The organism is Gracilibacillus oryzae (assembly GCF_009498735.1).
In the GTDB taxonomy this organism is placed as follows: domain Bacteria; phylum Bacillota; class Bacilli; order Bacillales; family Amphibacillaceae; genus Gracilibacillus; species Gracilibacillus oryzae.
Genome location: NZ_ML762436.1, coordinates 38,725 through 61,984 on the forward strand (window position 1 = coordinate 38,725; position 23,260 = coordinate 61,984).

Sequence of the window (23,260 nt, forward strand, 5' to 3'; positions counted from 1 at the left end):
TGATGAACAAACAGAACAAGAAAATACGAGTGGTACAGAAGAAGAAACACAATCAGAAGAACCTTCGGCAGAACCAGTTGTAGTAGAGTTTTGGCATGCGATGAGCGGTCCTCACGAGGAAGCTCTTAAAGGATTTATCGAACAATTTAACAGTGAGCATGAGAATATTACAGTAGAACCTATGAATCAAGGAAGCTATGATGATTTAGAACAAAAAATAATGGCGGCAGCAAAGGCGAAGACATTACCAACATTAGCGCAAGCTGTTACTAATGTTGTGCCTGAATATATTGGAAATGATTTTATTGCACCTTTGAATGACTTTATCGAAGATCCGGAAATTGGTTTATCTGAAGAAGAGTTAGCAGATTATGTTGATGTGTTCCAACAATCCAGCAGCTGGGATGGGACTTTCTACAGCTTACCGTTCAGTAAAAGTACAAGAGTTCTTTACTATAATTCAGGTATCTTAGAAGAGCATAATTTAGAAGTTCCAGAAACATGGGCAGACATCCGTAACATTTCGGAAACAGTAACGGCTGACGGTGTTGTAGGAATGGGCTTTGAGAATTCATATGAATCTGAGTTCCAGGCTATCTTAAAGCAATTAGGTGGAACATATATTGATGAAGCATCAAATGAAGCGACATTTGCATCACAAGAAGGTATGGAAGCAATGACAATGATCAAAGACATGATCGATGAAGGTATTGCACGTACTGCTGGTGAAGATGATTATATGTCTAATCCATTTGGAATTGGTGATGTAGCAATGTATATTGGTTCTTCTGCAGGTATTCCTCACGTAGCATCTGCAGCGGAAGGAAACATTGAATGGAGTACAACAACGTTCCCGACATTAGATGGGGAAGCAGCTACTACTTTCGCGGGTAACGATATCGTTATGTTCAATCAAGCAGAAGAAGCAGAGCAAAAAGCTGCATGGGAGTTCATGAAGTTTTTGACAAGCCCTGAGGTTACAGCAGACTGGTCAATGCAATCTGGTTATTTACCAGTACGTTATTCTGCACAAGAATTACCTGAATATCAATCATTTGTTGAAGAAAATCCGGCATATGCAGCAGGTTCTCAACAATTTGATGCAGGATTCTTTATCGCACGTGTTCAAGGTGGAGATGCAGTACGTAATATTATTTTAGAAGAAATGGAATTAATTCTGTTAGATGAAAAATCAGTAGAACAAGGGTTAACAGATGCACAAGAACGAGCAAACGAAGCGTTACAGAAATAATGAGAGACAGGGCTTGCCCCTGTCTTTTCTAATATAAAAGGGAAACTTTATAAATGCTTTTCAGTGGTTGTCTCCCACTTTACAATTTCTTATCATACATAAATGGAGGAATATAGATGACTAGAACGACGTTGACTTTCTGGAGTGGATTAAGAACGATTGGGGGAAATATCGTAGAAATCTGCCATGGTGATGACAGAGTAATCTTTGATTTTGGATTAGTTTATGATCCGAAAAGCTCATTTTTAAATAAAGCAACAATTTCAAAGAAAACTTATACTGCTGACATGTTAAAACTAGGTGCGATTCCTGCAATTGACGAAATATATTCATCAGTTGATCTCGAGCAAATGGAGAATGTAAAACCTTATGACCAAGGAAGTTCAAGAAATACAGCAGTATACATATCTCATTTACATTTAGATCATATTGGAGCAATTGATACAATAGCAGAACAAATTCCGGTGTATATGTCAGAGGATAGTAAAAAACTTTACGAAGCTTTTTGTAAGACGGATCAGCCTTTTTCGAGAGAACGAGAAGTTACAGGGGTAACTTACCAGAAAGAAAAGCATATGGGACAAATAAAAATAACACCATTCCAAACAGATCATGATGTCTTTGGGGCAATGGCACTGCTCATCGAAACTCCTGATGTAACCATTCTTTATTCTGGAGATATTAGAATGCATGGGAAGCACCCAGAATATAATGAACGCATGTTAGCACATTTAGCACAAGTGGATATAGATCTCTTACTGATTGAAGGGACTGCATTTCGCCCGGAAGAGCTGAAAGTGAAGCCTTTATTGCAAATTGAATCAGATATTCAGAAGCATGTTGTTGAATTAATAGCAACCAGCGAAAAACTGGCATTGTTTAATTTATATCATTTAAATCTTGATAGAATACAACAATTTATAGCTGCGGCTAAAGAAACAAGCAGGGAGATAGTATTTGAAGTAGAAACTGCCTATATTGTTGATCAATTGTTACCACAAGAGGAAATTGCTGTTTATGATAATGAGAGAATGAATTATGAAACAGATTGGAAACAGGTATTAATCAATAAGTACCCTCGTGTTACAAATGAACAAATAAATAAAAATCCTGGTAATTATCTTGTCCAGTCAAGCTTTCAATATGTAATGAATTTACTGGATATTAGTGAAAATACTGCTGTTTATCTTCACTCAAATGGTATGCCATTAGGTAAGTTTGATCCAAACTATGATCGCTTACTTGCATTATTGGCACATTTAGATGTTGAATATCATTCACTGGATGTATCAGGACACGCAACAGAAGAAGATATATTAGAGATTATTGCAAAGATACATCCTCAATTAGTTATTCCATGGCATAGTCATTACCCGGAACTAGTTGTACCGAAAGACCCTGATCAGGCAGTATTCTTGCCAAAACCAAAAACAGTCTATTATTTTAATGATGGTCAATTAAAAGAGGGTGAGACAGAACAAAAATAGTTAGTCTAAAAACCGGACAATAAATACAAGTGTGTCATTCACTAATGTACTAATGTAGATAGTACTAGCTTACCGCTGGGGAAAAATACTCGCTTTCCATGGGCACGGCTTCAACTAACTTGGTAAAGAAGATCACTTTACCAAGTGGATTTTCAGCTCGTGCTGTTCCCATTGGAGTCTCGCATTTTTCCCCAGCTTTTAATGATTTCCTAGACTAATAAGTGGAACGAATATCATCATGTAAAGACAGCATCACTTAAGGTAAGTTTAGGCACGATCATTAACTCCATTAAAAAGTCTCACTAGTAAAGCAGGAAAACTGGACATTAAGTAGAGGATGCTAGATCTTGTTTACGGGAAGCAAATAATCCGGAAGATTTAATTGAATCTTTGGAGAAAACACTTTTGCCCCAACCTCTAAATTTACTGCCAGAACTTTATTAGTTTGGAAGTGCTCTTTATAAATTCATCAATGTTTTCCTGATTAACTTTCTGTTGATTATACCACTTGCGTACTGTTTCAACGAGAAAGTGGGGGACTGATTTGCCTTCAATTAAATAATAGTACCCGTAATATGCTTTCTTTAGGTGTTCCCATCTATAATCATTACCTTCTTCTAAATATTCAGAAACATCGAAGATTTTGGCTCTGCCATCTTGCAGCAGAATATTTTTTAAGTGTATATCACGTGGATTTAACCCTCGGCTCCTTGCATATTCTCTTGCACTGTCGACATCTTTTATTACCTGTTCTGGTATTTTTATTCCTCTTAACAGGCAGTCATATAATGTAATGCCTTCTTCATATTGTAGTACAAGCCATTGATCTGTATAACCGAAGCAATTTGTGAAGTATTGAGAATCGCCAATTAGTTGATAGATTTCGGCCTCTTGTTCTATTTTATGTGTTTTGTTTTTAGCATATATTTTAAATGCATACTTCGGGAGCTTTACTAATTGGAATACAGCCGCATCTGTACCGATTCCGATACATTTTACATGGTCTGTATTGCCATGTATGGTGACAGGGTCATTGTTTGAGCTTGCTATAACATTAATATTATTAATATATCTTTCAGCTTCCTGCCATTTTTCACTCATCATCATCAGCCCCTTTCATAAAGAAACCTCCTTATGAAAACTCTCGTTCAGTATAAACCTCTCATCAGGTTAATTGCTGTTGAGCGAATTCATTATATAAAGGATGATTTGTTACTAATTCATTATGTGTTCCTATACCTGTAATCTTCCCTTTTTCAATAAAGACGATCTTGTCAGCATCAATTATGGTGGATAACCTGTGCGCAATGACAAGGGTAGTTCTTCCTTCCATTAACCGTGATAATGCTTTTTGGACAATGGCTTCCGATTGACTGTCAAGACTTGCAGTAGCTTCATCCATCATTAATATTGTTGGATTACGTAAAAATGCACGTGCAATGGCAATGCGTTGTCTTTGTCCTCCAGACAGCTTTATACCGCGTTCTCCAACTTCTGTGTCCAGGCCTTTTGGAAACTCTTTAATAAATTGTTCGGCATATGCCATTTCGGCTACTTTCCATAATCGTTCATCAGAGATATCTGCTTGTTGATCCAGACCATAGCACAAATTCTCTCTTATCGTCCCAGCCATCATCGGACTGTCCTGTGAAACATATCCAATTTGACTTCGCCATGATTGCAGAGAAAGCTCATGAATAGGTGTTTGATCAATTCTGATTTCACCAGCGGTAGGCTGATAAAACTGTTCGACAAGGCCAAACACGGTAGTTTTTCCTCCACCGCTTGGTCCAGCGAAAGCAACCATTGTACCAGGTTCTACCTTAAAGGATACTTCTTTAAGTACCTGTTCCGAGTTATCATAGCTGAATGAGACATTATCAAAATGAATTTCTTTATTAGAAATATCCATTGTTGATCCTGTTTTTGGCTCTTCAATATTCAGATCAAGAATATCCATAATTCTTTCCGTTGCCCCTTGAGCCTTTTGCAGTTGTGTAAAGAACATAGCAAATGAGGTGATAGGGAATATAATTTGGAACAGATACAGCAGGAAAGCAACCAAAGAACCAGTGGACATTGACCCTTCAGCAACACGAATTCCGCCATACCCAATAATTAAAACAAATACTAGCATATTAATTAAATATATGGTTGGTCCTACTAATGCAAATAATTTTGCTTCTTTTAACCCAAATTTTAATAACTTTTGAATATTTAAAAATCCTTTTTTACTTTCAAAGTTTTCAGCATTGGATGCCTTCATTAAACGGATTTCAGCAAGTGTTTGTTGAATACTTCCAGAGAATTCGGCTGTTTCATCTTGTAATCCGCGAGATATTTTAGACATTCTTTGACCAAGTGGCATTAAAATTAATACTGCAACGGGAACTGAAATAAGCATTAACAGTGTCATCTTCCAATCCATAACTAAGAGAATGACGAGAGCACCTATAATAGTAATTAATCCGGTTATAAATTGTGGGAAATGCTGTGTAATCAGGTCTTTCACAATACTCGTATCATTTACAACACGGCTGACAGATTCACCGCTTTTATTTTTATCAAAATAAGACACTGGCAGCTGAATGAATTTATTCCACATTTTTTCACGCAGACTGGCGACAATTTTCTGTCCTACATAGGCAAGAGCATAAGTGGATAAACCATCAAAAAGTCCCTGCAAAATTAACACAATCACAATTCCGAAGATGATCGTAAAATTTATCGAATTCGCATCAAATCCATCGACAATTTCTCTAGTTAATAAAGGGACCGTTAAACCAACAAATGTTGTAACCAATCCACCAATTAAGCCGATGGTCAGTGCGAATTTAGGAACATTTGTAGACAATATAAGACTAAGAAACTTATTCTTTTTCATTAACACTTCTCCTTCTTTATCTTTTTGGTCGGTATACTATATGTAGAAAAAACCATGATCACTGTCTATTTACGATCATGGTTCTTAAATGTTTCAGTTATTTTTATTCCAGTTGATTAACCATTTCTCAAAGTCTTTTGCAGGTAATGGTTTGCTAAAATGATATCCTTGTAACACATTGCAATCTTGGCTTTTCAAAAATTGGACATGCTCACTTGTTTCTACACCTTCAGCGATTGTTTTTATTTTAAGATTATGTGCCAGCATAATAATCGTTGCCACAATATCTCTGTCATCGTCATTTACCGCTATATCTTTAATGAAAGACTGATCTATCTTGAGATAATCAATTGGGAACTTCTTTAAATTATTTAACGAGCTGTATCCTGTACCGAAGTCATCCATCGAAATCTTCACGCCTGATTTTTTCAGCTGGCATAAAATAAGAGAAGTTGTTTCAGTGTCCATCGTCATTGATTCAGTTATTTCCAGTTCTAAATATTTCGGATCTAAGCCGCTCTCCTGAATAATTTTATTCAGTCTTTCTACTAAATCTGTCTGGTACAGCTGACGAATCGATAAATTAATAGAAACCGGAAATTTTGGGAAGTGGCGGTCATGCCATTCTTTATTCTGACGGCAAGCTTCTTTCATTACCCATTCTCCAATAGGGACAATTAATCCTGTTTCTTCAGCTACTGGAATAAATTCATTTGGTGAAATTAATCCCAGTTCTCGACTATGCCATCTTAATAACGCCTCCGCACCATATATTTTATTACTGTTTGTATCTATCTGCGGCTGATAATATAAAGAAAATTCGTTTCGGTCCATTGCTTTTCTCAAAAGCGATTCCAATTCAAAATTACCAATAATTCTGTTGTGAATGGAGGCACTATAAAACTGATAATTGCTTTTGCCTGTTCTTTTTACATGATACATAGCATTATCTGCTTTTTTAATTAATGTTTTCCGGTCTTTTCCATCACGCGGATACATACTTATCCCGATACTTGGTGTCACTACTATTTCCATTTCATCTAAATCATAAGGTTTAATTAATTGATTCATAAGATATTCCACTAGTTCCGTCGCTTTTTCTTTTGTAGTATCTTCTAATAGAATGATGAATTCATCACCACCGTAACGAAATATATGGGCATTTTCCGGTATGTATCGCTTTAGCCTTCTGGCAACATTTTTTAAAAGCATATTACCATAATCATGGCCCAATGCGTCGTTAAGTGCCTTGAAACGATCCAAGTCAATAAAGAATAGGGAGAAATGAGACCGCTGTTCTATGGCTGTATTAATTGCTTCTTTTATTTTCGTATGAAAGTAATGCTGATTTGGCAATTTTGTTAAATAATCATGATATGCCATATAGTTAAGCTTTTCTTCATATTGTTTAAGCTCGGTAATATCTTTTCCGATACAATGTACACCTGTAAGATTCCCGTTCACCATAATCGGGATAACTGTCACATGCAGGTATACACGATCTTTCTGCTTATTGAACATACATGTTTCATATTGAACGGCTTTTCCATTTAGTACTTTACTATACTCACTTATCGTTCTGGCTTTTTCCTCTGGGACGATATATTCTATGAATGGTTCTCCTTTAAGTTCTGCTTCTGTATAGCCCATCATTTTCTCTGTTGCTTCATTAACGTATGTAAATCTTCCTCCCAAGTCGAAGGATAATACAGCATCGATATTGTTTTCAAGGACCGAACGATAACGCTGCTCACTAATCAGCAATTTTTCTTTGACTTCTCGTTCTTTCGTTATATCACGGGCTACACCGATTGCACCATCCACCTTATTATTAATAATAATAGGGACTGCTGTTATATCTAGTTGCAATACCTGGTCATGATGATCAATTATTTTCAGCTTTGTCTGGACGGTCTGCTGATTCAATACATCATTGAATTCCTGAATTGTCCGAGCACGATCATCAGGATGAACAAAATCAGTATAACTTTTCTTCAGTATTTCTGCAGTTTTATATTTTAAAATATCTTCACCAGCTGGGTTGATATTGATGAAAACACCATTTTCATCCAGCATAAAGATAATATCAGGATTATATGTAAAAAGGGATTGGAGTTGCTGATCGGTAGTTTCTAATAAAGTCTGTATATCTTTTTTATCTGATATATCTTGAAAACGATTGATAATCAGCGTTCGGTCATTTTTTAATGACAATAATCGAAGAGTGACAGACACAGGTATTTTGCTTCCATCTTTTTTTATATGGACAGATTCAAATTTTGCATACTTTTTTTCTAAGAAGGATTGAATGTCTATTTTATTCATTTTTTCCCATATATCTTGAACAGTGACATCTTTTAGTGTCTTGCTCATTAACTCATCAACGGTATAATCGAAATGGAGTACTGCTGCATTGTTTGCAGCAACTATCGCAATAAAGCCATCTGCTTGAAATTCTGTTACCAGAATAGGATCAGGAATATTATCAAAAACTTCGATTAGTTCAGGAAAATTTAATGAAAGGTTAGTTGATACCACAATTGACACTCCCTTAACTCTAGGTTGAAAGAATTTATTTTTCCCATTATAACAAAATAGGGGGAATATATCTTAAGTATTTGATGCGTGTTTAATCTTTCTGCCAATAATTAATGTCAACTGTCAGCTCACCGTTGATTTTATCCTCATCATATGACCCCTTTGGAAAAATAAAAGTCCATGGCATACTTGTTTCAGCATCTAATTTAAGTCGCTGTTCTTCAAATAGATTGCTTGTAAGTTCACTGCCATTCTTCTTTAATACGATTTCAACTTTGGTAAGGTTAAGGTTTGTGTTGGTGAAATTATGGATCAAGGTAATACATAGTAAGTCAGTTCGGTGATTTACAGCAAAGCGGATAGGAATGATGCGAACCTGTTCATTATCTGCGTTTTTTGTTTGCTTAAAAATATTTTCGATCATTTCTAAATCTTGTGCACTAATTGTTTTCTCCCATTTTTCTTCTAAAAATAGTTTTTGCATCATGAAGGCTCCGATCTGTATTTTATTATTTTTAACCAATTGTGTAATAGTTCAATCTTAACATTAAGTAATTTATAATTGAAACAAATAAATTAATAAGCTTTTTGGATATAAGAAAAGCAGGTGATAAATTCACCTGCTTTTAAGCTGTTATTCAGAAACTGGTACGACAGCACCTTCATATTTTTCATTAATAAAGTTTTGGATTTCCTCAGAACGCAGTACTTCTACTAATTTAAGAAGATTTTCATTGTTTTCATCTTCACTGCGCGCTGCAATGATATTAACATATGGAGATTCTGATCCTTCAAGAATTAAGGCATCTTCAGAAGGAACAAGATCTGCTTCAATTGCATAGTTTGTATTGATTGCAACTAATGCATCAGCTTCGCGTTCATAGAATTCTGGTAAGAAACCTGGATCAATATCTGTATCAAACTCTAAATTTAGTGGATTTTCTACAATATCATTAACTGTTGCATCAACTGGATCAATATTTTCATCTAGTGTAATTAATCCTTCACGTTCCAGTAATGACAGGATACGCCCATGATCTGCAACAGAGTTACTCATAATTACAACTGTTCCCTCAGTTACATCGTCAAGATTCGTAATATTTTGAGAATAGATTCCCATTGGCTCGATATGGATACCGCCAAGGTTAACAAAGTCAAATCCTTTATCTTCTATCTGCCCTTCAAGATAAGGAATGTGCTGGAAGAAGTTAGCATCCAACGTTCCATTTTCTAAGTCATCATTTGGAAAAACATAATCTTGATATGTTTCAATTTGCAGGTCAATTCCTTCTTCTTTAAGTAATGGAACTGCTTCTTCTAGAATTTCAGCATGTGGTACGTTTGATGCTCCAACTACAATTGTTTCTAATTCTTCTGTATTAGCTTCCTCTTCACTGTTCTCAGTCGTTGTTTGCTCTTCATTATTCTCTGTGTCCCCGTTTGCAGATTCCTCTTCATTGTTCCCTGTTCCGCAAGCTGCCAGACCAATAAGCAAAAATGCTGCTGCTAGTAAAAATACTAAATACTTTCTCATAGAATAAATCATCCCTTCTTTTTTATATAAAGTTTTGGATAGCATGAGTATTCCAAAACTGATTACCTTTTGTCAATTGCTTTAGCTATTAAATCACCAATAAATTGGAAAATAAAAACAATTATAATGATTATAATAGTACAAGCCACTACTACGTCAAAATTGTTGCGTTGGAAACCTTGTAAATAGGCTGCATTTCCAAGTCCACCTGCACCGATAACGCCTGCCATGGCTGTATAACCAATTAATGCAATCGCAGTAACAGTAAGACCTGAGATTAAAGCAGGCATAGATTCTGGCAATAATACTTTAAAAATAATCGTATGGGCTTTAGCCCCCATTGATTTCGCCGCTTCAATCACACCTTTATCAACTTCTTTAAATGCGATTTCCACCAAGCGGGCATAAAATGGTGCAGTACCAGCAATTAGAGCAGGAAGTGCAGCTTTCCAGCCTCGAATGGTGCCAATCAAAAAGTCTGTAAATGGGAATAATAATAAAATTAATATAATAAACGGGATCGCACGAAATACGTTAACAATGATTGCAGTCACACCGTAAACCGCCCGATTCTCCCAGAGACTGCCACGGTCAGTTAAAAATAGTAACAATCCTAACATCACACCCAGAATTAATGTTCCAATAACTGAAACCACTGTCATATACATCGTTTCTTGAGTGGCGATCCATAAATCTTCTGGAATTACATTTGGAAACCATTCACTAAGCATGCTTCAACACCTCGACTTCCACTCCAGCTTGCTTCATATATTCGATTGTCTTTGTTAGAACATCATTAGCACCATTTAATTCGATAAATAAGGTGCCATAAGAACCTTCTTGTGTTGGGGAAATGGATCCTTGTAATATGTTAACTTCCACATCGAATTTCTTCGCTATTTCGCTAATTAATGCCCGCTTCGTATTTTTCCCAATGAAGTGCAGCTTGATTACTTCACTATCATCCCGGTCATTAATAAATTCTGCTAACTTATCCTGCTGATGCTCCAACGGGTTGAGCTGCTGAACAAATCGCTTCGTAGTCTTTGATTGTGGTCGAACAAATACATCAAGGACATCACCTTCTTCTACGACTTTCCCATTTTCCATCACCGCAACTCTGTGACAAATCTTTTGAATAACATGCATCTCATGTGTAATAAGGATGATGGTAAGATTTAATTTCTGATTAATGGAAACCAGCAGATCGAGAATATCATCCGTTGTTTCCGGATCAAGGGCAGATGTTGCTTCATCACACAGTAATACTTCCGGATCATTTGCTAAGGCTCTGGCAATACCAACCCTTTGTTTTTGCCCGCCACTTAATTGCGATGGATAGTTATTTTCTTTCCCTGATAAACCTACGAGATGAATTAATTCCATTACTTTTTCTTTTATCTCACTTTTTGCAACACCTGCAATTTCAAGTGGAAAGGCGATATTATCATAAACGGTTCTTGACCATAACAGATTAAAGTGCTGGAAGATCATACCGATTTTCTGGCGTTTTAATCGCAGTTCATTTGCCGACATCTTGGTAATTTCTTTTTCATGTATCTCGATCGATCCTGAAGTTGGTTCTTCTAATCTGTTAATAAGTCTGATGAAAGTACTTTTACCAGCACCACTATAACCTATCACTCCAAAGATTTCACCCTGATTTATTGTTAAAGAAACATCGTCCACAGCTTGAACCTTTTGTTTCTTTGTTTGATATATTTTCTTTAGGTTTTTGATTTGAATCAATTTAATGCACTCCTTTCTTGTGAATTTTCTCAGCTTTAACCATTCTGATAAGTTTGGCTATGGGGAAAAACCCCGCTGATCAAAGGCTCACTTTATTAAAAAAGAATATGAAAAAGCCCTTTCTGCACAAGAGGACAGAAAGGACTAATGTTTTCCCGTATTGTCCTCTTATCTTTCAAAGCATATGCTTTGTTGGAATTAGCACCTTTCAGAACGACTTCTGACGGTTGCTGGGTTTCATAGGGCCAGTCCCTCCACCTCTCTTGATAAGAGTCTATTCTTTTCGTTAATCGATATCATAGCATCTTTCCACAGCCTCGTCAATAATCTGATAAATAGTAGGAATAATCAGATAATTGGAATATAAAGGAGGGGGACTTACCTGCTGTATTAATTTGTCAGGGCCTGAATTGGTGCAGGAATTCTTCCGCCTCTCTGGATAAGTTTATCAGAACTAAAGTGGTTGACCCCAATGATAGGAGCTCTTCCTAATAGTCCGCCAAATTCTACTATATCACCTGCTTTTTTCCCTATAACAGGTATGACTCTGACAGCCGTTGTTTTCTTATTAATCATTCCAATAGCCGCTTCATCTGCAATAATGGCACTAAGTGTTTCCGGGCTGGCATCACCATCTAAAGCAATCATGTCCAAACCTACAGAACAGACACATGTCATTGCTTCCAGTTTTGGCAAGGTAAGTGCTCCGTCTTCAATCCCGCGAATCATACCATTATCTTCACTAACCGGAATAAACGCACCACTTAAACCTCCAACATAAGAACTCGCCATTGACCCGCCTTTTTTGACGGCATCATTCATCAATGCAAGAGCCGCAATTGTTCCGTGTGTACCGACTCGTTCCAGGCCAATTTCCTCCAATATTTCAGCAACACTGTCGTTCATTGCATTTGTTGGTGCAAGCGATAAATCCATAATGCCAAATGGTACATTCAGTCGTTCAGCAACGACCCGGCCAATTAACTCCCCGGCTCTTGTTATCTTGAAGGCTGTTTTTTTAATGACATCAGAAACACCGCCAAGGTCGGCATCGGGGTATCTTTTTAAAGCATTTAACACAACACCAGGTCCGCTGACACCCACACTAAGTACTACTTCCCCTTCTCCGGTGCCATGAAACGCACCAGCCATGAACGGATTATCTTCAACAGGATTACAAAATACCACAAGTTTCGCACAGCCAATACTGTTCTGGTCTGCCGTTAAATGTGCTGTTTTCTTAATAATTTGCCCCATTTGTGCTACTGCATCCATATTAATTCCGGTTCTTGTTGTTGCTACAGAGATAGAAGAGCAGACTCTTTCTGTTTGACTTAAAGCATCTGGTAAAGCATCAAGCAATACTTGATCACCTTTTGCAATCCCTTTATGTATTAATGCAGAATAACCGCCGATAAAATCAATATTTAATTGTTTAGCAGCCTCATCTAATGTTTTCGCCAAGTCAATTGCTTGCTCTTTTGTAGCATTTCCCAGAATTTCGGCAATCGGAGAAACAGCAATTCTTTTATTAATAATTGGGACACCATATTCTTCGGCCACTTGATTTGCTGTTGCTTGTAAATCTTTCGCATATGTAGTTATTTTATGAAAAACTTTTTCTTTCAATTTGTTAAAATCCGGATCTCCACAGTCTCGCAGGCTGATTCCCATTGTAACTGTTCGAATATCCAAATGCTCCATTTCGACCATGCGAATCGTTTCCTGAATTTCCGTAAAAGCTATAGCCATTGATTCTCCTCCTTCTTAGACACGATGAATTGCCTGAAAAACATCTTCTAATTGAATGTTAATTTTTAAACCTAGATCTTTTTCAACAGGTTCGAATTTTTGCTTTAATTCACTTAACTTGTTTGGGTCGTTAATGTCAATAATCATAATCATTGTAAAGAAATCTTGTAAAATGGTCTGACTGATATCAGAGATATTTACTTTATTATCTGCCAAAATTGTCGTAACTTTCGCTATAATCCCAACTTGGTCTTTCCCGACAACACTTACTACTGCCCGTTTTTGCATAATAATCACCTCGATAAATTCCTGAAATACTAATAAACATATTATCATCCATGTTTTGCTACTATATCCATTATAGCATGAAATACCTGAAATATTTGATCACGTATTTTTGCTAAAATTGCTGCTATCAAATAAAATAGTTAGGGTAAGGAGGGAATGTTCATGAAGGATATTCGATTAATTGCTTTAGATATGGATGGTACATTATTAAATACAAAGCACAAAGTATCAGAAGCAAATAAAGAAGCTATAATAAAGGCACGTGAAAAAGGTGTAGAAGTGATTATCTCAACAGGCAGACACTTGCAAACAAGCTCAAAGATAGCCAAAGAATTGGACATTCACTATTTAATTACCGTAAATGGCAGTGAAATCTGGACATCAACAGGCGACTTGATTGCCAGACAGACAATCGACGCAAAGGTAATTGAGAAACTTGTGGCCCTTAAGGATGAACATAAAACATGGGCATGGCTTTCATCTGTAGATAAAATATGGAGAGGTGAAGTGCCGGAAGATATTAATGCACATGAATGGTTGAAGTTTGGATTTGACACGACCACTCCTGAGATGAAAGAAAAGTTAATGGAAACATTAGGCGGGTGGGAAGATATCGAATTAAGTAACTCAAGTCCAACCAATATAGAAGTCAATGCAGTCGGGGTTAATAAAGCTGCAGCAATCGAAGTTGTCTGTGAGCGGTTAGGGATCACAATGGATCAAGTAATGGCTTGCGGGGACAGCTTAAATGATATCAAAATGATCCAGCAGGCAGGAGTTGGTGTGGCAATGGGTAATGCTCAGGAAGCGGTCAAAAAAGCGGCAGACTGGTCTACCGCCACAAATAATGATGATGGGGTTGCGAAAGCAATTGAGAAGTTTGTGCTGAAGAATGCAGAAATTTCAGAAAATAAAATATAATTACTTGCAGTGATAGGCAGGATATAATAACTTTATATGTGGAGTTATTTTTTCTAAGCCGATGTTACGCATTATTCTATTTCATGCTAAAATGGGTGATGTGGAATGATACATAGGAATTTATTCAGTAAAAAAGGAGCGAATAAGAAATGGCAAAACAACAATTTGGTGTGGTGGGTCTTGCTGTTATGGGTAGAAACCTCGCATTAAACGTCGAAAGCAGAGGCTATTCAGTAGCGGTGTTTAACAGAACTTATCAAAAAACAGAAGAGTTTTTAAATAATGAAGCAAAAGGCAAAAACTTCGTTGGTGCAGAAACAATCGAAGAGTTTGTTAACTCTTTAGAAAAACCACGTAAAATTATGTTAATGGTACAAGCAGGTCCTGCAACAGATGCTACCATTGCATCATTAAAACCACTTCTTGATGAAGGCGATATTTTAATAGATGGCGGGAATACATTCTTCAAAGATACAATCCGTCGTAATGCAGAGCTTGACGAATCTGGTATTCACTTTATCGGTACTGGTGTGTCAGGCGGGGAAGAAGGAGCGCTTAAAGGACCTTCTATTATGCCTGGTGGACAACAAGAAGCATATGAATTAGTTGCACCAATCTTTGAAGCAATCTCTGCAAAGGTTGAGGGAGATCCATGTGTGACATACATTGGGCCAAATGGTGCTGGACACTATGTGAAAATGGTTCACAATGGTATCGAATATGGTGATATGCAATTAATCTGTGAAGCATATTTCATTTTGAAAAATGTTTTAGGATTAGGTGCAGAGGATTTACATGAAGTATTTGCTGATTGGAATAAAGGTGAGTTAGACAGCTATTTAATCGAAATTACAGCAGATATCTTTAAGAAAAAAGATAAAGAAACTGGCAAACCAATGGTAGATGTAATCCTTGATACTGCTGGTCAAAAAGGTACAGGTAAATGGACAAGCCAAAGCTCATTAGATCTAGGTGTTCCATTACCGGTAATTACAGAATCAGTATTTGCCCGTTTTATTTCTGCAATGAAAGAAGAACGTGTAGAAGCAAGCAAAGTATTACAAGGACCATCAGCGTATGAAAAGCCATATGAAGGTGACAAAGACGAGTTAATCGAAGCAATCCGCAAAGCACTTTACATGAGTAAAATCGTTTCATATGCACAAGGATTTGCACAAATGCGTGCTGCTTCTGAAGAAAATGACTGGAACTTACGTTATGGCGATATCGCGATGATCTTCCGAGGCGGATGTATCATTCGTGCGCAATTCCTGCAAAAAATCAAAGAAGCTTATGATAATGAGCCAGCACTTAAAAACCTGTTGTTAGATCCTTACTTCAAAGGTATCGTAGAAAGCTATCAGGAATCATTGCGTAAAGTACTTTCTATCGCAATGGAACGTGGAATTCCAGTACCAGGTTTCGCAAGTGCATTAGCTTACTTTGACAGCTATCGTACAGAAACATTACCAGCAAACTTGTTACAAGCACAACGTGACTACTTCGGTGCACACACTTATCAACGTAATGATAAAGAAGGCGTGTTCCATACAGAGTGGTTAGAAGACTAATACAGGAAAATCCCTCTTATTTGTGAGAGGGATTTTTATTTTTGTTCTTAAGACTATATTAGAATATGGACAGAAAGAGAGTGAGATGAAATTGATGTGAAATACTTTCTGAATGCCATGGTGAATAGTATGGAAGGTGCTCAAGGTATTGAAGCACCTTCTGAATGCCATGGCGAGTATTATGGAGGATGCTCAAGGTATTGAGTCGCTTTCTGAATGCCATGGCAAATTTTATGGCAGGAGCTGAAGGTAATGAAGCTCCCTCTGAATGCCATGGTGAATTTTATAGCAGCAGCTCAAGGTATTGAAGCCCTCTCTGAATGCTATGACGAATTTTATAGAATATGCTCAAGGTAATGAGTCGCTTTCTGAATGCCATGACGAATTTTATAGAAGGTGCTCAAGGTATTGAGTCCCCTTCTGAATGCCATGGCGAATATTATGGAAGATGCTCAAGGTATTGAGTCCCTTTCTGAATGCCATGGCGAGTATTATGGAGGATGCTGAAGGTATTGAAGCACCTTCTGAATGCCATGGCGAGTATTATGGAGGATGCTCAAGGTAATGAAGCCCTCTCTGAATGCCATGACTAATCTTATGGAAGGTGCTCAAGGTATTGAGTCTCCATCTGCACGTCGCATAACGATGCTTCTTTCATATCTATGCTGAGCTGCTGAAACAAAGTGTTAAGAGACACTCAAGTATCCCATGTCTTAAAATGTTTTATCAAACAAGAGTACCCGCGCTGGTGCTGCTTCTATTCCTTTTATTTTCAGAGGTGCAGCAACCATGAAATATTCTCCAGCTGGAACTTCTGCTAGTCTTAATCCTTCCAAGATAACGATATCAGCTTGTAATAATGTTATATGTGTGGGAAACTGCTCCTGGCTGCGTTCCACACCTAATGTATCAATTCCGACACCAGTAATTTGCTTTTCTGCTAAGTATTCTGCACCATCTTCCTTCAGATAAACAAAGGTAAAATCAAATGAATTCTCCTCATATGAAGAGTTTTTCGTTTTCAATAAAAGAAAATCGTCTTTCCTTATAGAATGCGCTTCCAAATCTGCTTTTGTAATAGCGTCATCCACATGTTCTAAGACGATCACTTTCACTTTCCTTACCAGTTTTTCCAGTGGGGTCGATTCTATTGTTTCAGTATTATTGATCATATGAAGAGGAGCATCAATATGTGTTCCGGTATGTGCATTCATTTTCAGTGTGGTATCGGTAATATGTCCAAATGTTTTGGTATGAAATACTGGCTTTTTACTCTCAAGATTCTCCCACACTTGCATGTTCTGGTGAATTTCCATTGAAATATCATAAAATTTCATCATAAACCCTCCCGATTTTATTAAAGAAAAAGCAACCAATAGATAATTATTGATTGCTTTTTCAAATGCATATTATTCTGGCGTAATGTCCCACCATTTAAAGCCGTCTTTTGCTAATAATTCGTCTGCTTCTTTTGGTCCGTTTGTTCCAGACTCGTAATTAGGGAAGTCAGCTTTTTTCTTTGACCAGGCATTTGCGATAATATCAACAAACTTCCAGGAAAGGGCTACTTCATCCCAATGTGTAAAGTTTGTTGAGTCACCACGCATACAGTCATGTAATAAAGTTTCATATGCTTCAGGTGTATTCATTTTGTCACCAGCATTGTTATCATAACTTAACGTAATTGGTGTCGATGCAGCACTGTAATCGCCTTTTTTCGCATTTACATGTAATGTAATACCTTCATGTGGCTGCACGTGGATCACTAATAAGTTAGAGTTTGTTTCATGTTCGTCGCCATAATAAAGATTCATTGGCAGGTCTTTGAATTCAACTACAATCTCTGTCGACTTTTTCTCCATCCGTTTTCCTGTACGGAGGTAGAAAGGAACACCAGCCCAGCGGAAGTTGTCAATCATTAATTTCGCTGCAACGAAAGTATCTGTATTGGATTCAGGATCCACGCCATTTCCTTCACGGTATGCAGGAAGTTCTTCGCCATTTACAATTCCGCGATCATACTGGCCGCGAACAAGATACTCGTCAAGATTATCTTCATTCAACACTCTCATTGCACGTAATACTTTCACTTTTTCACTTCTGATCTCTTCAGGTGTCAATTTAATTGGAGGATCCATTGCGATAAGGGCAAGCATCTGCAGCATATGATTTTGCATCATATCTTTTAATGCACCAGCACTGTCGTAATAACGGCCTCGTTCTTCCACGCCAAGAATCTCGCTTGATGTAATCTGAATGTTGGAGATATATTGATTGTTCCATAATGGTTCAAATAAGGCATTCGCAAAGCGGATAACTTCAATATTCTGTACCATTTCTTTCCCTAAATAGTGATCAATACGATAAATCTGGTCTTCTGAGAAAGCTTCGCGAATTTGATTATTCAACTTCTCTGCAGATTCATAATCATGGCCGAATGGTTTTTCGATTACTAATCTTGTCCAGCCTTCGGTCGTTGTTAAACCTTCTGATTTGAGGTTTGCAGCTAATGTTCCGAAGAAGTTCGGAGCCATTGAGAAGTAGAACAAACGATTTCCTTCTGTTTGATGTTTTCCATCTAATTCTTTAATTAAGTTCTCTAACTTTGCATAATGCTCTAAATCTTGTATATCAAATGGATTATAGTGGAAATGACTTGCGAATTCATCTGGATCAATATTCGGGTCATTTAATCCATTAATGGATTTCTTTACATTATTGCGGAAATCTTCGTTTGTAAGCGGGCGTCTTGCAACACCAATTACTGCAAAGTTCTTTGATAATTTCCCATTTCGATAAAGTCGGTAAATGGAAGGATACAATTTCCGGTTTGCTAGATCACCAGTGGCGCCAAAAATAACAATAACAGCTTTCGGGTTATTTGTTGTCATATTAACTAAAACTACCTTTCTACAATGATATTAATAAACGTATGATAAACATATGTGTCACGATATGCAATCATAATAATGTGGCATAAATAAGATATGTTTCCTTTAATAATTATACATGATAACATATAATAAGTCACAATAATGGAAATGTCATAAATATATACTATCACTTATTATAAAAATGACAAATGAAATACATAGAATTTTCTAAAAATTTAGGAGGATTTGATGAATACATACCGAGGGTTCTTAATTGATTTAGATGGAACAGTATATAAAGGAACAGAGAAAATTGATGAAGCAGTCGTTTTTGTGAAGGAACTGGAAAAAAGAGGGTTACCGTACTTGTTTTTAACCAATAATTCAACAAAGCATCCGAAAGATGTATCAGATAAATTAGTAAGCATGGGAGTTCCAAGTACAACAGATCATGTATTTACAACTAGTATGGCAACAGCAAGGTATATTAAGGAGCAACAAGCAGATGCAAAAGTGTTCGCCATTGGTGAAGAAGGTCTGCATATGGCTTTAGAAGAATGTGGTTTGCAAATGGTCGAAGAAGGTGCAGACATCGTTGTGATGGGTCTGGATCGAGACATTAATTATGAAAAACTAACCAAAGGTGCGTTAAATATTCGGGCAGGTGCTAAGTTTGTGGCAACAAATGGGGATGTGGCTTTACCGACTGAAAGAGGATTTTTACCTGGAGCGGGCTCACTTATTTCTGTTTTATCTGTTACGACAGGAGTCCAGCCTAAATTTATCGGCAAACCGGAAGCCATTATTGTTGAGCAGGCGCTAGAGGTTCTGGGGACGAAAAAGGAAGAAACAGTAATGATTGGTGACAATTATGCGACTGATATCCTTGCTGGGATTAATGCAGGAATTGACTCACTGCTTGTTCATACAGGTGTAACAACAAGACAGGATCTGAAATCACTCGCAAAACAGCCGACATATTCAATAGACAGTCTGGCAGAATGGACATTTGGGGAAGAATAAGAAAAAGCCACTCACACTTCAGTGGCTTTTGTCTTTGATCGGTTGGTAACAATTACACCAATAATAACAAATACTGCACCAACAATTTGGACGATTGTTAAAGCTTCCTGTAGAAATACTACTGCACCAATCATCGTAAATACCGGGACTAAATTAAGGAAAATGGATGCACGGTTCGGTCCGATCTCCTGAACCCCTTTATTGTAGGCAATAAGGGCAATTAATGATGGGAAAATACCGAGATATAATAATCCAAGAATGATCGATCCAGACCAATCTATATGTTTCATTCCCTCCATTTCTATTAACAAGAGGGGCAGAAACATGACAATTGCTGCAACAGACATAACGAGTAAAGCTCCATATGCAGGGAACTTCCATATATGTTGTTTTATAAACATCGAATAAAAAGCCCAAGTGACCATTGCCAGCAGCATGATCAAGTCACCAATGTTAAATTGCAAATTTAAGATGACTTCTAAGGAACCTTTTGTGATAACAAAAAATACACCAAATAATGAAATAAACACTCCCAGCATTTGTTTGCGATTGAATTTTTCACCAAATAATAGAAAACTAAGGATCAAGGTAAAGATGGGGGTGGATGCTTCCACTATGCCTGCATTTATCGAAGTTGTATGATTCAAAGCCGAATAAACGAATATATTAAAAAGTACAAGTCCAGTAACTGAAAGTGCAAGGATCGCTTTCCATTCTCTTATCCAAAGTGATCTGTTGTTTTTCCACTCTTTATAACCCAGTGGTAAAATTACCACTGCCGCAATGATGTAACGAAAAAAAGAGAGAGTTATTGGCGGAATCTCTGCAGTTACAGGTTTACCAACAATTAGATTTCCTGCATAAAAAATGGCGGTTAAAACTAAGAGAAAATACGCTTTCACTTCCTCACCTCCCAAGTTATGCATTATAACACAAATTCCGCTAATTTATAAGAAAAGCCGGGCATAAACAGCCCGGCAATTTACATTTTGATATTTTTTAAAAAGCAAATAGATCTTCTAACTTATCACTCCAGTAAGAATGAACATCCTGGATTCTCATATTATCGATTCTCACGCTTTTTTTTCGTGCAGATCCTATTCCATTTTTCCCAGCGGTTTACGTCTGTAATATCACCCTGATCAAAGTCTCGCTTTATTTTGCAGCTTTTTGCAGTTTCTGTATCATTTTCAATGAACGCCCTGTTCCAATTGCGACAGATTCCAATGGATTTGGTGCCATATGAACAGGTACTAAAATCTCTTCTGATAACCATTCTTGCATACCGTGCAATAGAGCACCACCGCCCGTTAACGTAATCCCTTGATCAACAATGTCACCACTTAGTTCTGGCGGGCAATTTTCTAAAGTGTCTTGAATAGCGTGGAAGATTGTTTCCAGCACTTCTTTAAGGGCAGATTGGATCTCTGTTGAACTTATTGTAATTACCTTTGGCAGGCCGGAAACCAGATCACGTCCCCGGACTTCCATTGTCTGTTCGGGATGCGAGATTAAAGCATAACCAATTTCTTTCTTTATATTCTCAGCCGTCGTTTCACCGATTAATACATTGTAACTTCTTTTAATAAATTGGATAATTTCTTCATCGATGTGGTCACCGCCAACACGGACTGATCGACTTGTTACGACACCACCAAATGAGATAATACCAACCTCACTGGTTCCGCCGCCAATATCCACAATCATACTTGCTTGTGGCTCAGAAACTGGCAAATCTGCACCAATTGCTGCAGCGATTGGTTCTTCAATTAAATGAACTTCTTTTGCACCAAAGCTTTTAATTGCATTATCAATTGCTCTTCTTTCTACTGCAGTACTCCCGGTAGGTGTGCAGACTACTACACTCGGCTTACGCATGGAAAGTCCAGATTGCTTGCCAACTTTCTTTAAAAATGCTGTTAACATCTGTGTTGTGGAGTCAAAATCTGCTATTACTCCATTTTTAAGCGGTCGAACTGGTACAATATTTCTTGGTGTCTTACCAATCATGCTCTTCGCTTCGTTACCCACAGCAACAACCTCATTTGTTCGAGTGTCTAATGCCACGACAGCTGGTTCATTTAAAATAATTCCTTTGGATTTTGTATATATTAAAATATTAGCAGTACCTAAATCAATTCCTATTTCTGTATTTGAAAACATTGTTTGTAACCTCCATGTTGTCCCAAGATTTATCCTTTTCTATATTTATTCTTACATTATAGAAAAATTATGACCGTAGTTTAAGTGGAAGTTTATGTTAAGTGATATTCATTTTTTAGTTCTTTGTTAAGATTTCCGAATTTATTAAAATTTGTTGTGATTTTCTGTATAATATAAATAGGTAATAGGGAGGAGTTAGATCATGATTTATGAAGTTATATCCTTAAATGTCGGGAAACCGCAAACATATAAATTCGGCGAACAGATATTACATACGGGTTTTGTGAAAAAGCCTGCAAAAGATGCATGTTTTTTGACGAAAACTGGGTTTAAGGAAGATGGACAAGCTGACCTGAAAAACCATGGTGGTGAAGAGAAAGCATTACTAATGTACTCTGAAGATCATTACCCCTATTGGAAAAATTTATATAAACAAAACTTTACTTATCCTGCTTTTGGTGAGAATATAACAGTTAAGGGATTGACTGAAAAAGAATTGTACATAGGAGATGTCTTTAAAATAGGTGAAGCTGTTATTCAGGTAGCACAGCCACGTCAGCCTTGCTATAAAATTGCAGTATATCATCAGCTTAAAGATATAACTGCAGTCGTAACAAACACAGGGTACAGTGGATACTATTTCCGCGTTTTGCAAGAAGGAGAAGTTTCCAATAGTGATAAATTAGAAAAAATTGAAGAATCATATGTAAAAGTAACCCCGTTTGATATTTTTGAGTGTCTGTTTCATGATCGTGAGAATAGAGACAGGATGGAAGAATATAGATCTATTCCTGCATTATCAGCCAATGTGAAAAATACTTTATCCAAAAGAATCCGGAAGTTGGGAGGATAACCTTGGACTTTTTTACACAGATAGCAGAAGAGAAAATTAAGCAAGCAATCAGCAAGGGCGATTTTGAACAGCTGGAAGGTAAGGGAAAGCCGCTGCAAAAAGACAGTTTATCATTTGTTCCAGATGATTTAAGGATGTCTTATCGAATAATGAAAAATAGCGGATATTTACCAGAGGAAATAGTTCTGCAAAAAGAAATCATCTCATTAAGAGAGATGATAAATCTGTGCCAGCAAAGTGCAGAAAAGAAAGAGTTGGAGAGAAAACTAACGGAGAAACAGTTAAAGTTTCAGATGCTGATGGAAAAGCGTCAATTAAGGAAATCTTCGGCTTATGGAAAATATCAGCATAAACTTAATCGTTTATTCTAGG

The 23,260-nt window shown here is 37.0% G+C and carries 20 protein-coding genes and 1 riboswitch; of the genes, 7 read left to right on the forward strand and 13 right to left on the reverse strand.

Translation table 11 applies throughout. The features are described 5' to 3' along the window. The coding region (locus F9U64_RS15010; protein WP_194287398.1) for an ABC transporter substrate-binding protein at positions 1 to 1,252 on the forward strand (1,252 nt) is incomplete at its 5' end. A gap of 116 nt (positions 1,253 to 1,368) precedes the next feature. Beyond that, positions 1,369 to 2,739, forward strand: coding sequence for an MBL fold metallo-hydrolase (locus tag F9U64_RS15015; protein ID WP_153405336.1), 1,371 nt, complete (start codon positions 1,369 to 1,371; stop codon positions 2,737 to 2,739). A 423-nt stretch (positions 2,740 to 3,162) separates the two neighbouring features. On the opposite strand, the gene F9U64_RS15020 is transcribed toward F9U64_RS15015, so the two are convergent. From F9U64_RS15020 to F9U64_RS15060, 9 genes are all read right to left on the reverse strand, one after another. Next, positions 3,163 to 3,840, reverse strand: a complete 678-nt coding sequence (locus F9U64_RS15020) for a protein kinase family protein (protein ID WP_153405339.1) — start codon at positions 3,838 to 3,840, stop codon at positions 3,163 to 3,165. Between the two features lie 64 nt (positions 3,841 to 3,904). Then, positions 3,905 to 5,623, reverse strand: coding sequence for an ABC transporter ATP-binding protein (locus tag F9U64_RS15025; RefSeq protein WP_153405342.1), 1,719 nt, complete (start codon positions 5,621 to 5,623; stop codon positions 3,905 to 3,907). Between the two features lie 93 nt (positions 5,624 to 5,716). Next, entirely contained in the window at positions 5,717 to 8,161 is a 2,445-nt protein-coding gene (locus F9U64_RS15030; protein WP_153405345.1) for a sensor domain-containing protein, read from the reverse strand. A 91-nt stretch (positions 8,162 to 8,252) separates the two neighbouring features. Then, positions 8,253 to 8,645, reverse strand: a complete 393-nt coding sequence (locus F9U64_RS15035; RefSeq protein ID WP_194287399.1) for an SLAP domain-containing protein — start codon at positions 8,643 to 8,645, stop codon at positions 8,253 to 8,255. Positions 8,646 to 8,795: 150 nt separating this feature from the next. After that, positions 8,796 to 9,695 carry a MetQ/NlpA family ABC transporter substrate-binding protein gene (locus F9U64_RS15040; protein ID WP_153405351.1) on the reverse strand — a complete coding sequence of 300 codons (900 nt, stop codon included), beginning with the start codon at positions 9,693 to 9,695 and terminating at the stop codon, positions 8,796 to 8,798. A 62-nt stretch (positions 9,696 to 9,757) separates the two neighbouring features. Then, the gene (locus F9U64_RS15045) at positions 9,758 to 10,426 is read right to left on the reverse strand and encodes a methionine ABC transporter permease (RefSeq protein ID WP_153405354.1); all 669 of its coding nucleotides are present in this window, start codon (positions 10,424 to 10,426) and stop codon (positions 9,758 to 9,760) included. Continuing rightward, on the reverse strand, positions 10,419 to 11,444 hold the full coding sequence (locus F9U64_RS15050; protein ID WP_153405357.1) for a methionine ABC transporter ATP-binding protein: 1,026 nt from the start codon (positions 11,442 to 11,444) through the stop codon (positions 10,419 to 10,421). Before F9U64_RS15050 ends, F9U64_RS15045 begins: the two co-directional genes overlap by 8 nt. Positions 11,445 to 11,609: 165 nt before the next feature. After that, a riboswitch (SAM riboswitch) is annotated at positions 11,610 to 11,717 on the reverse strand. A 117-nt stretch (positions 11,718 to 11,834) separates the two neighbouring features. Beyond that, on the reverse strand, positions 11,835 to 13,196 hold the full coding sequence (locus F9U64_RS15055) for a PFL family protein (protein ID WP_153405360.1): 1,362 nt from the start codon (positions 13,194 to 13,196) through the stop codon (positions 11,835 to 11,837). A 15-nt stretch (positions 13,197 to 13,211) separates the two neighbouring features. After that, positions 13,212 to 13,484 carry an ACT domain-containing protein gene (locus tag F9U64_RS15060; protein WP_194287400.1) on the reverse strand — a complete coding sequence of 91 codons (273 nt, stop codon included), beginning with the start codon at positions 13,482 to 13,484 and terminating at the stop codon, positions 13,212 to 13,214. Between the two features lie 162 nt (positions 13,485 to 13,646). Here F9U64_RS15060 and F9U64_RS15065 point away from each other — a divergent pair, with 162 nt between their 5' ends. After that, positions 13,647 to 14,405 (forward strand): Cof-type HAD-IIB family hydrolase, encoded by a 759-nt coding sequence (locus tag F9U64_RS15065; protein ID WP_228275745.1) that lies wholly within the window; start codon positions 13,647 to 13,649, stop codon positions 14,403 to 14,405. Between the two features lie 149 nt (positions 14,406 to 14,554). Beyond that, positions 14,555 to 15,976, forward strand: a complete 1,422-nt coding sequence (gene gndA / locus F9U64_RS15070) for an NADP-dependent phosphogluconate dehydrogenase (RefSeq protein ID WP_153405365.1) — start codon at positions 14,555 to 14,557, stop codon at positions 15,974 to 15,976. A gap of 713 nt (positions 15,977 to 16,689) precedes the next feature. Here the strand turns inward: gndA and F9U64_RS15075 are convergent. Beyond that, positions 16,690 to 17,313, reverse strand: a complete 624-nt coding sequence (locus F9U64_RS15075; protein ID WP_153405368.1) for a cyclase family protein — start codon at positions 17,311 to 17,313, stop codon at positions 16,690 to 16,692. Between the two features lie 72 nt (positions 17,314 to 17,385). Further along, positions 17,386 to 18,867: a glucose-6-phosphate dehydrogenase gene (gene zwf, locus F9U64_RS15080; RefSeq protein WP_153405370.1), complete on the reverse strand. Its 1,482-nt coding sequence runs from the start codon at positions 18,865 to 18,867 to the stop codon at positions 17,386 to 17,388. A gap of 231 nt (positions 18,868 to 19,098) precedes the next feature. Here zwf and F9U64_RS15085 point away from each other — a divergent pair, with 231 nt between their 5' ends. Beyond that, positions 19,099 to 19,872 (forward strand): TIGR01457 family HAD-type hydrolase, encoded by a 774-nt coding sequence (locus F9U64_RS15085; RefSeq protein ID WP_153405373.1) that lies wholly within the window; start codon positions 19,099 to 19,101, stop codon positions 19,870 to 19,872. An 11-nt stretch (positions 19,873 to 19,883) separates the two neighbouring features. Here the strand turns inward: F9U64_RS15085 and F9U64_RS15090 are convergent, their stop codons facing one another. After that, positions 19,884 to 20,774 (reverse strand): DMT family transporter, encoded by an 891-nt coding sequence (locus F9U64_RS15090; RefSeq protein WP_153405376.1) that lies wholly within the window; start codon positions 20,772 to 20,774, stop codon positions 19,884 to 19,886. Positions 20,775 to 21,027: 253 nt separating this feature from the next. Continuing rightward, positions 21,028 to 22,035: a rod-share determining protein MreBH gene (mreBH, locus tag F9U64_RS15095; RefSeq protein ID WP_153405379.1), complete on the reverse strand. Its 1,008-nt coding sequence runs from the start codon at positions 22,033 to 22,035 to the stop codon at positions 21,028 to 21,030. A gap of 202 nt (positions 22,036 to 22,237) precedes the next feature. On the opposite strand from mreBH, the gene F9U64_RS15100 reads away from it, so the two are divergent. After that, the gene (locus F9U64_RS15100; RefSeq protein ID WP_153405382.1) at positions 22,238 to 22,888 is read left to right on the forward strand and encodes an MOSC domain-containing protein; all 651 of its coding nucleotides are present in this window, start codon (positions 22,238 to 22,240) and stop codon (positions 22,886 to 22,888) included. 2 nt (positions 22,889 to 22,890) lie between these two features. Beyond that, a complete protein-coding gene (locus tag F9U64_RS15105) occupies positions 22,891 to 23,259 on the forward strand; it encodes a DnaJ family domain-containing protein (RefSeq protein WP_153405385.1) in 369 nt (122 codons plus the stop codon). The last annotated feature ends 1 nt before the right edge of the window (position 23,260 follow it).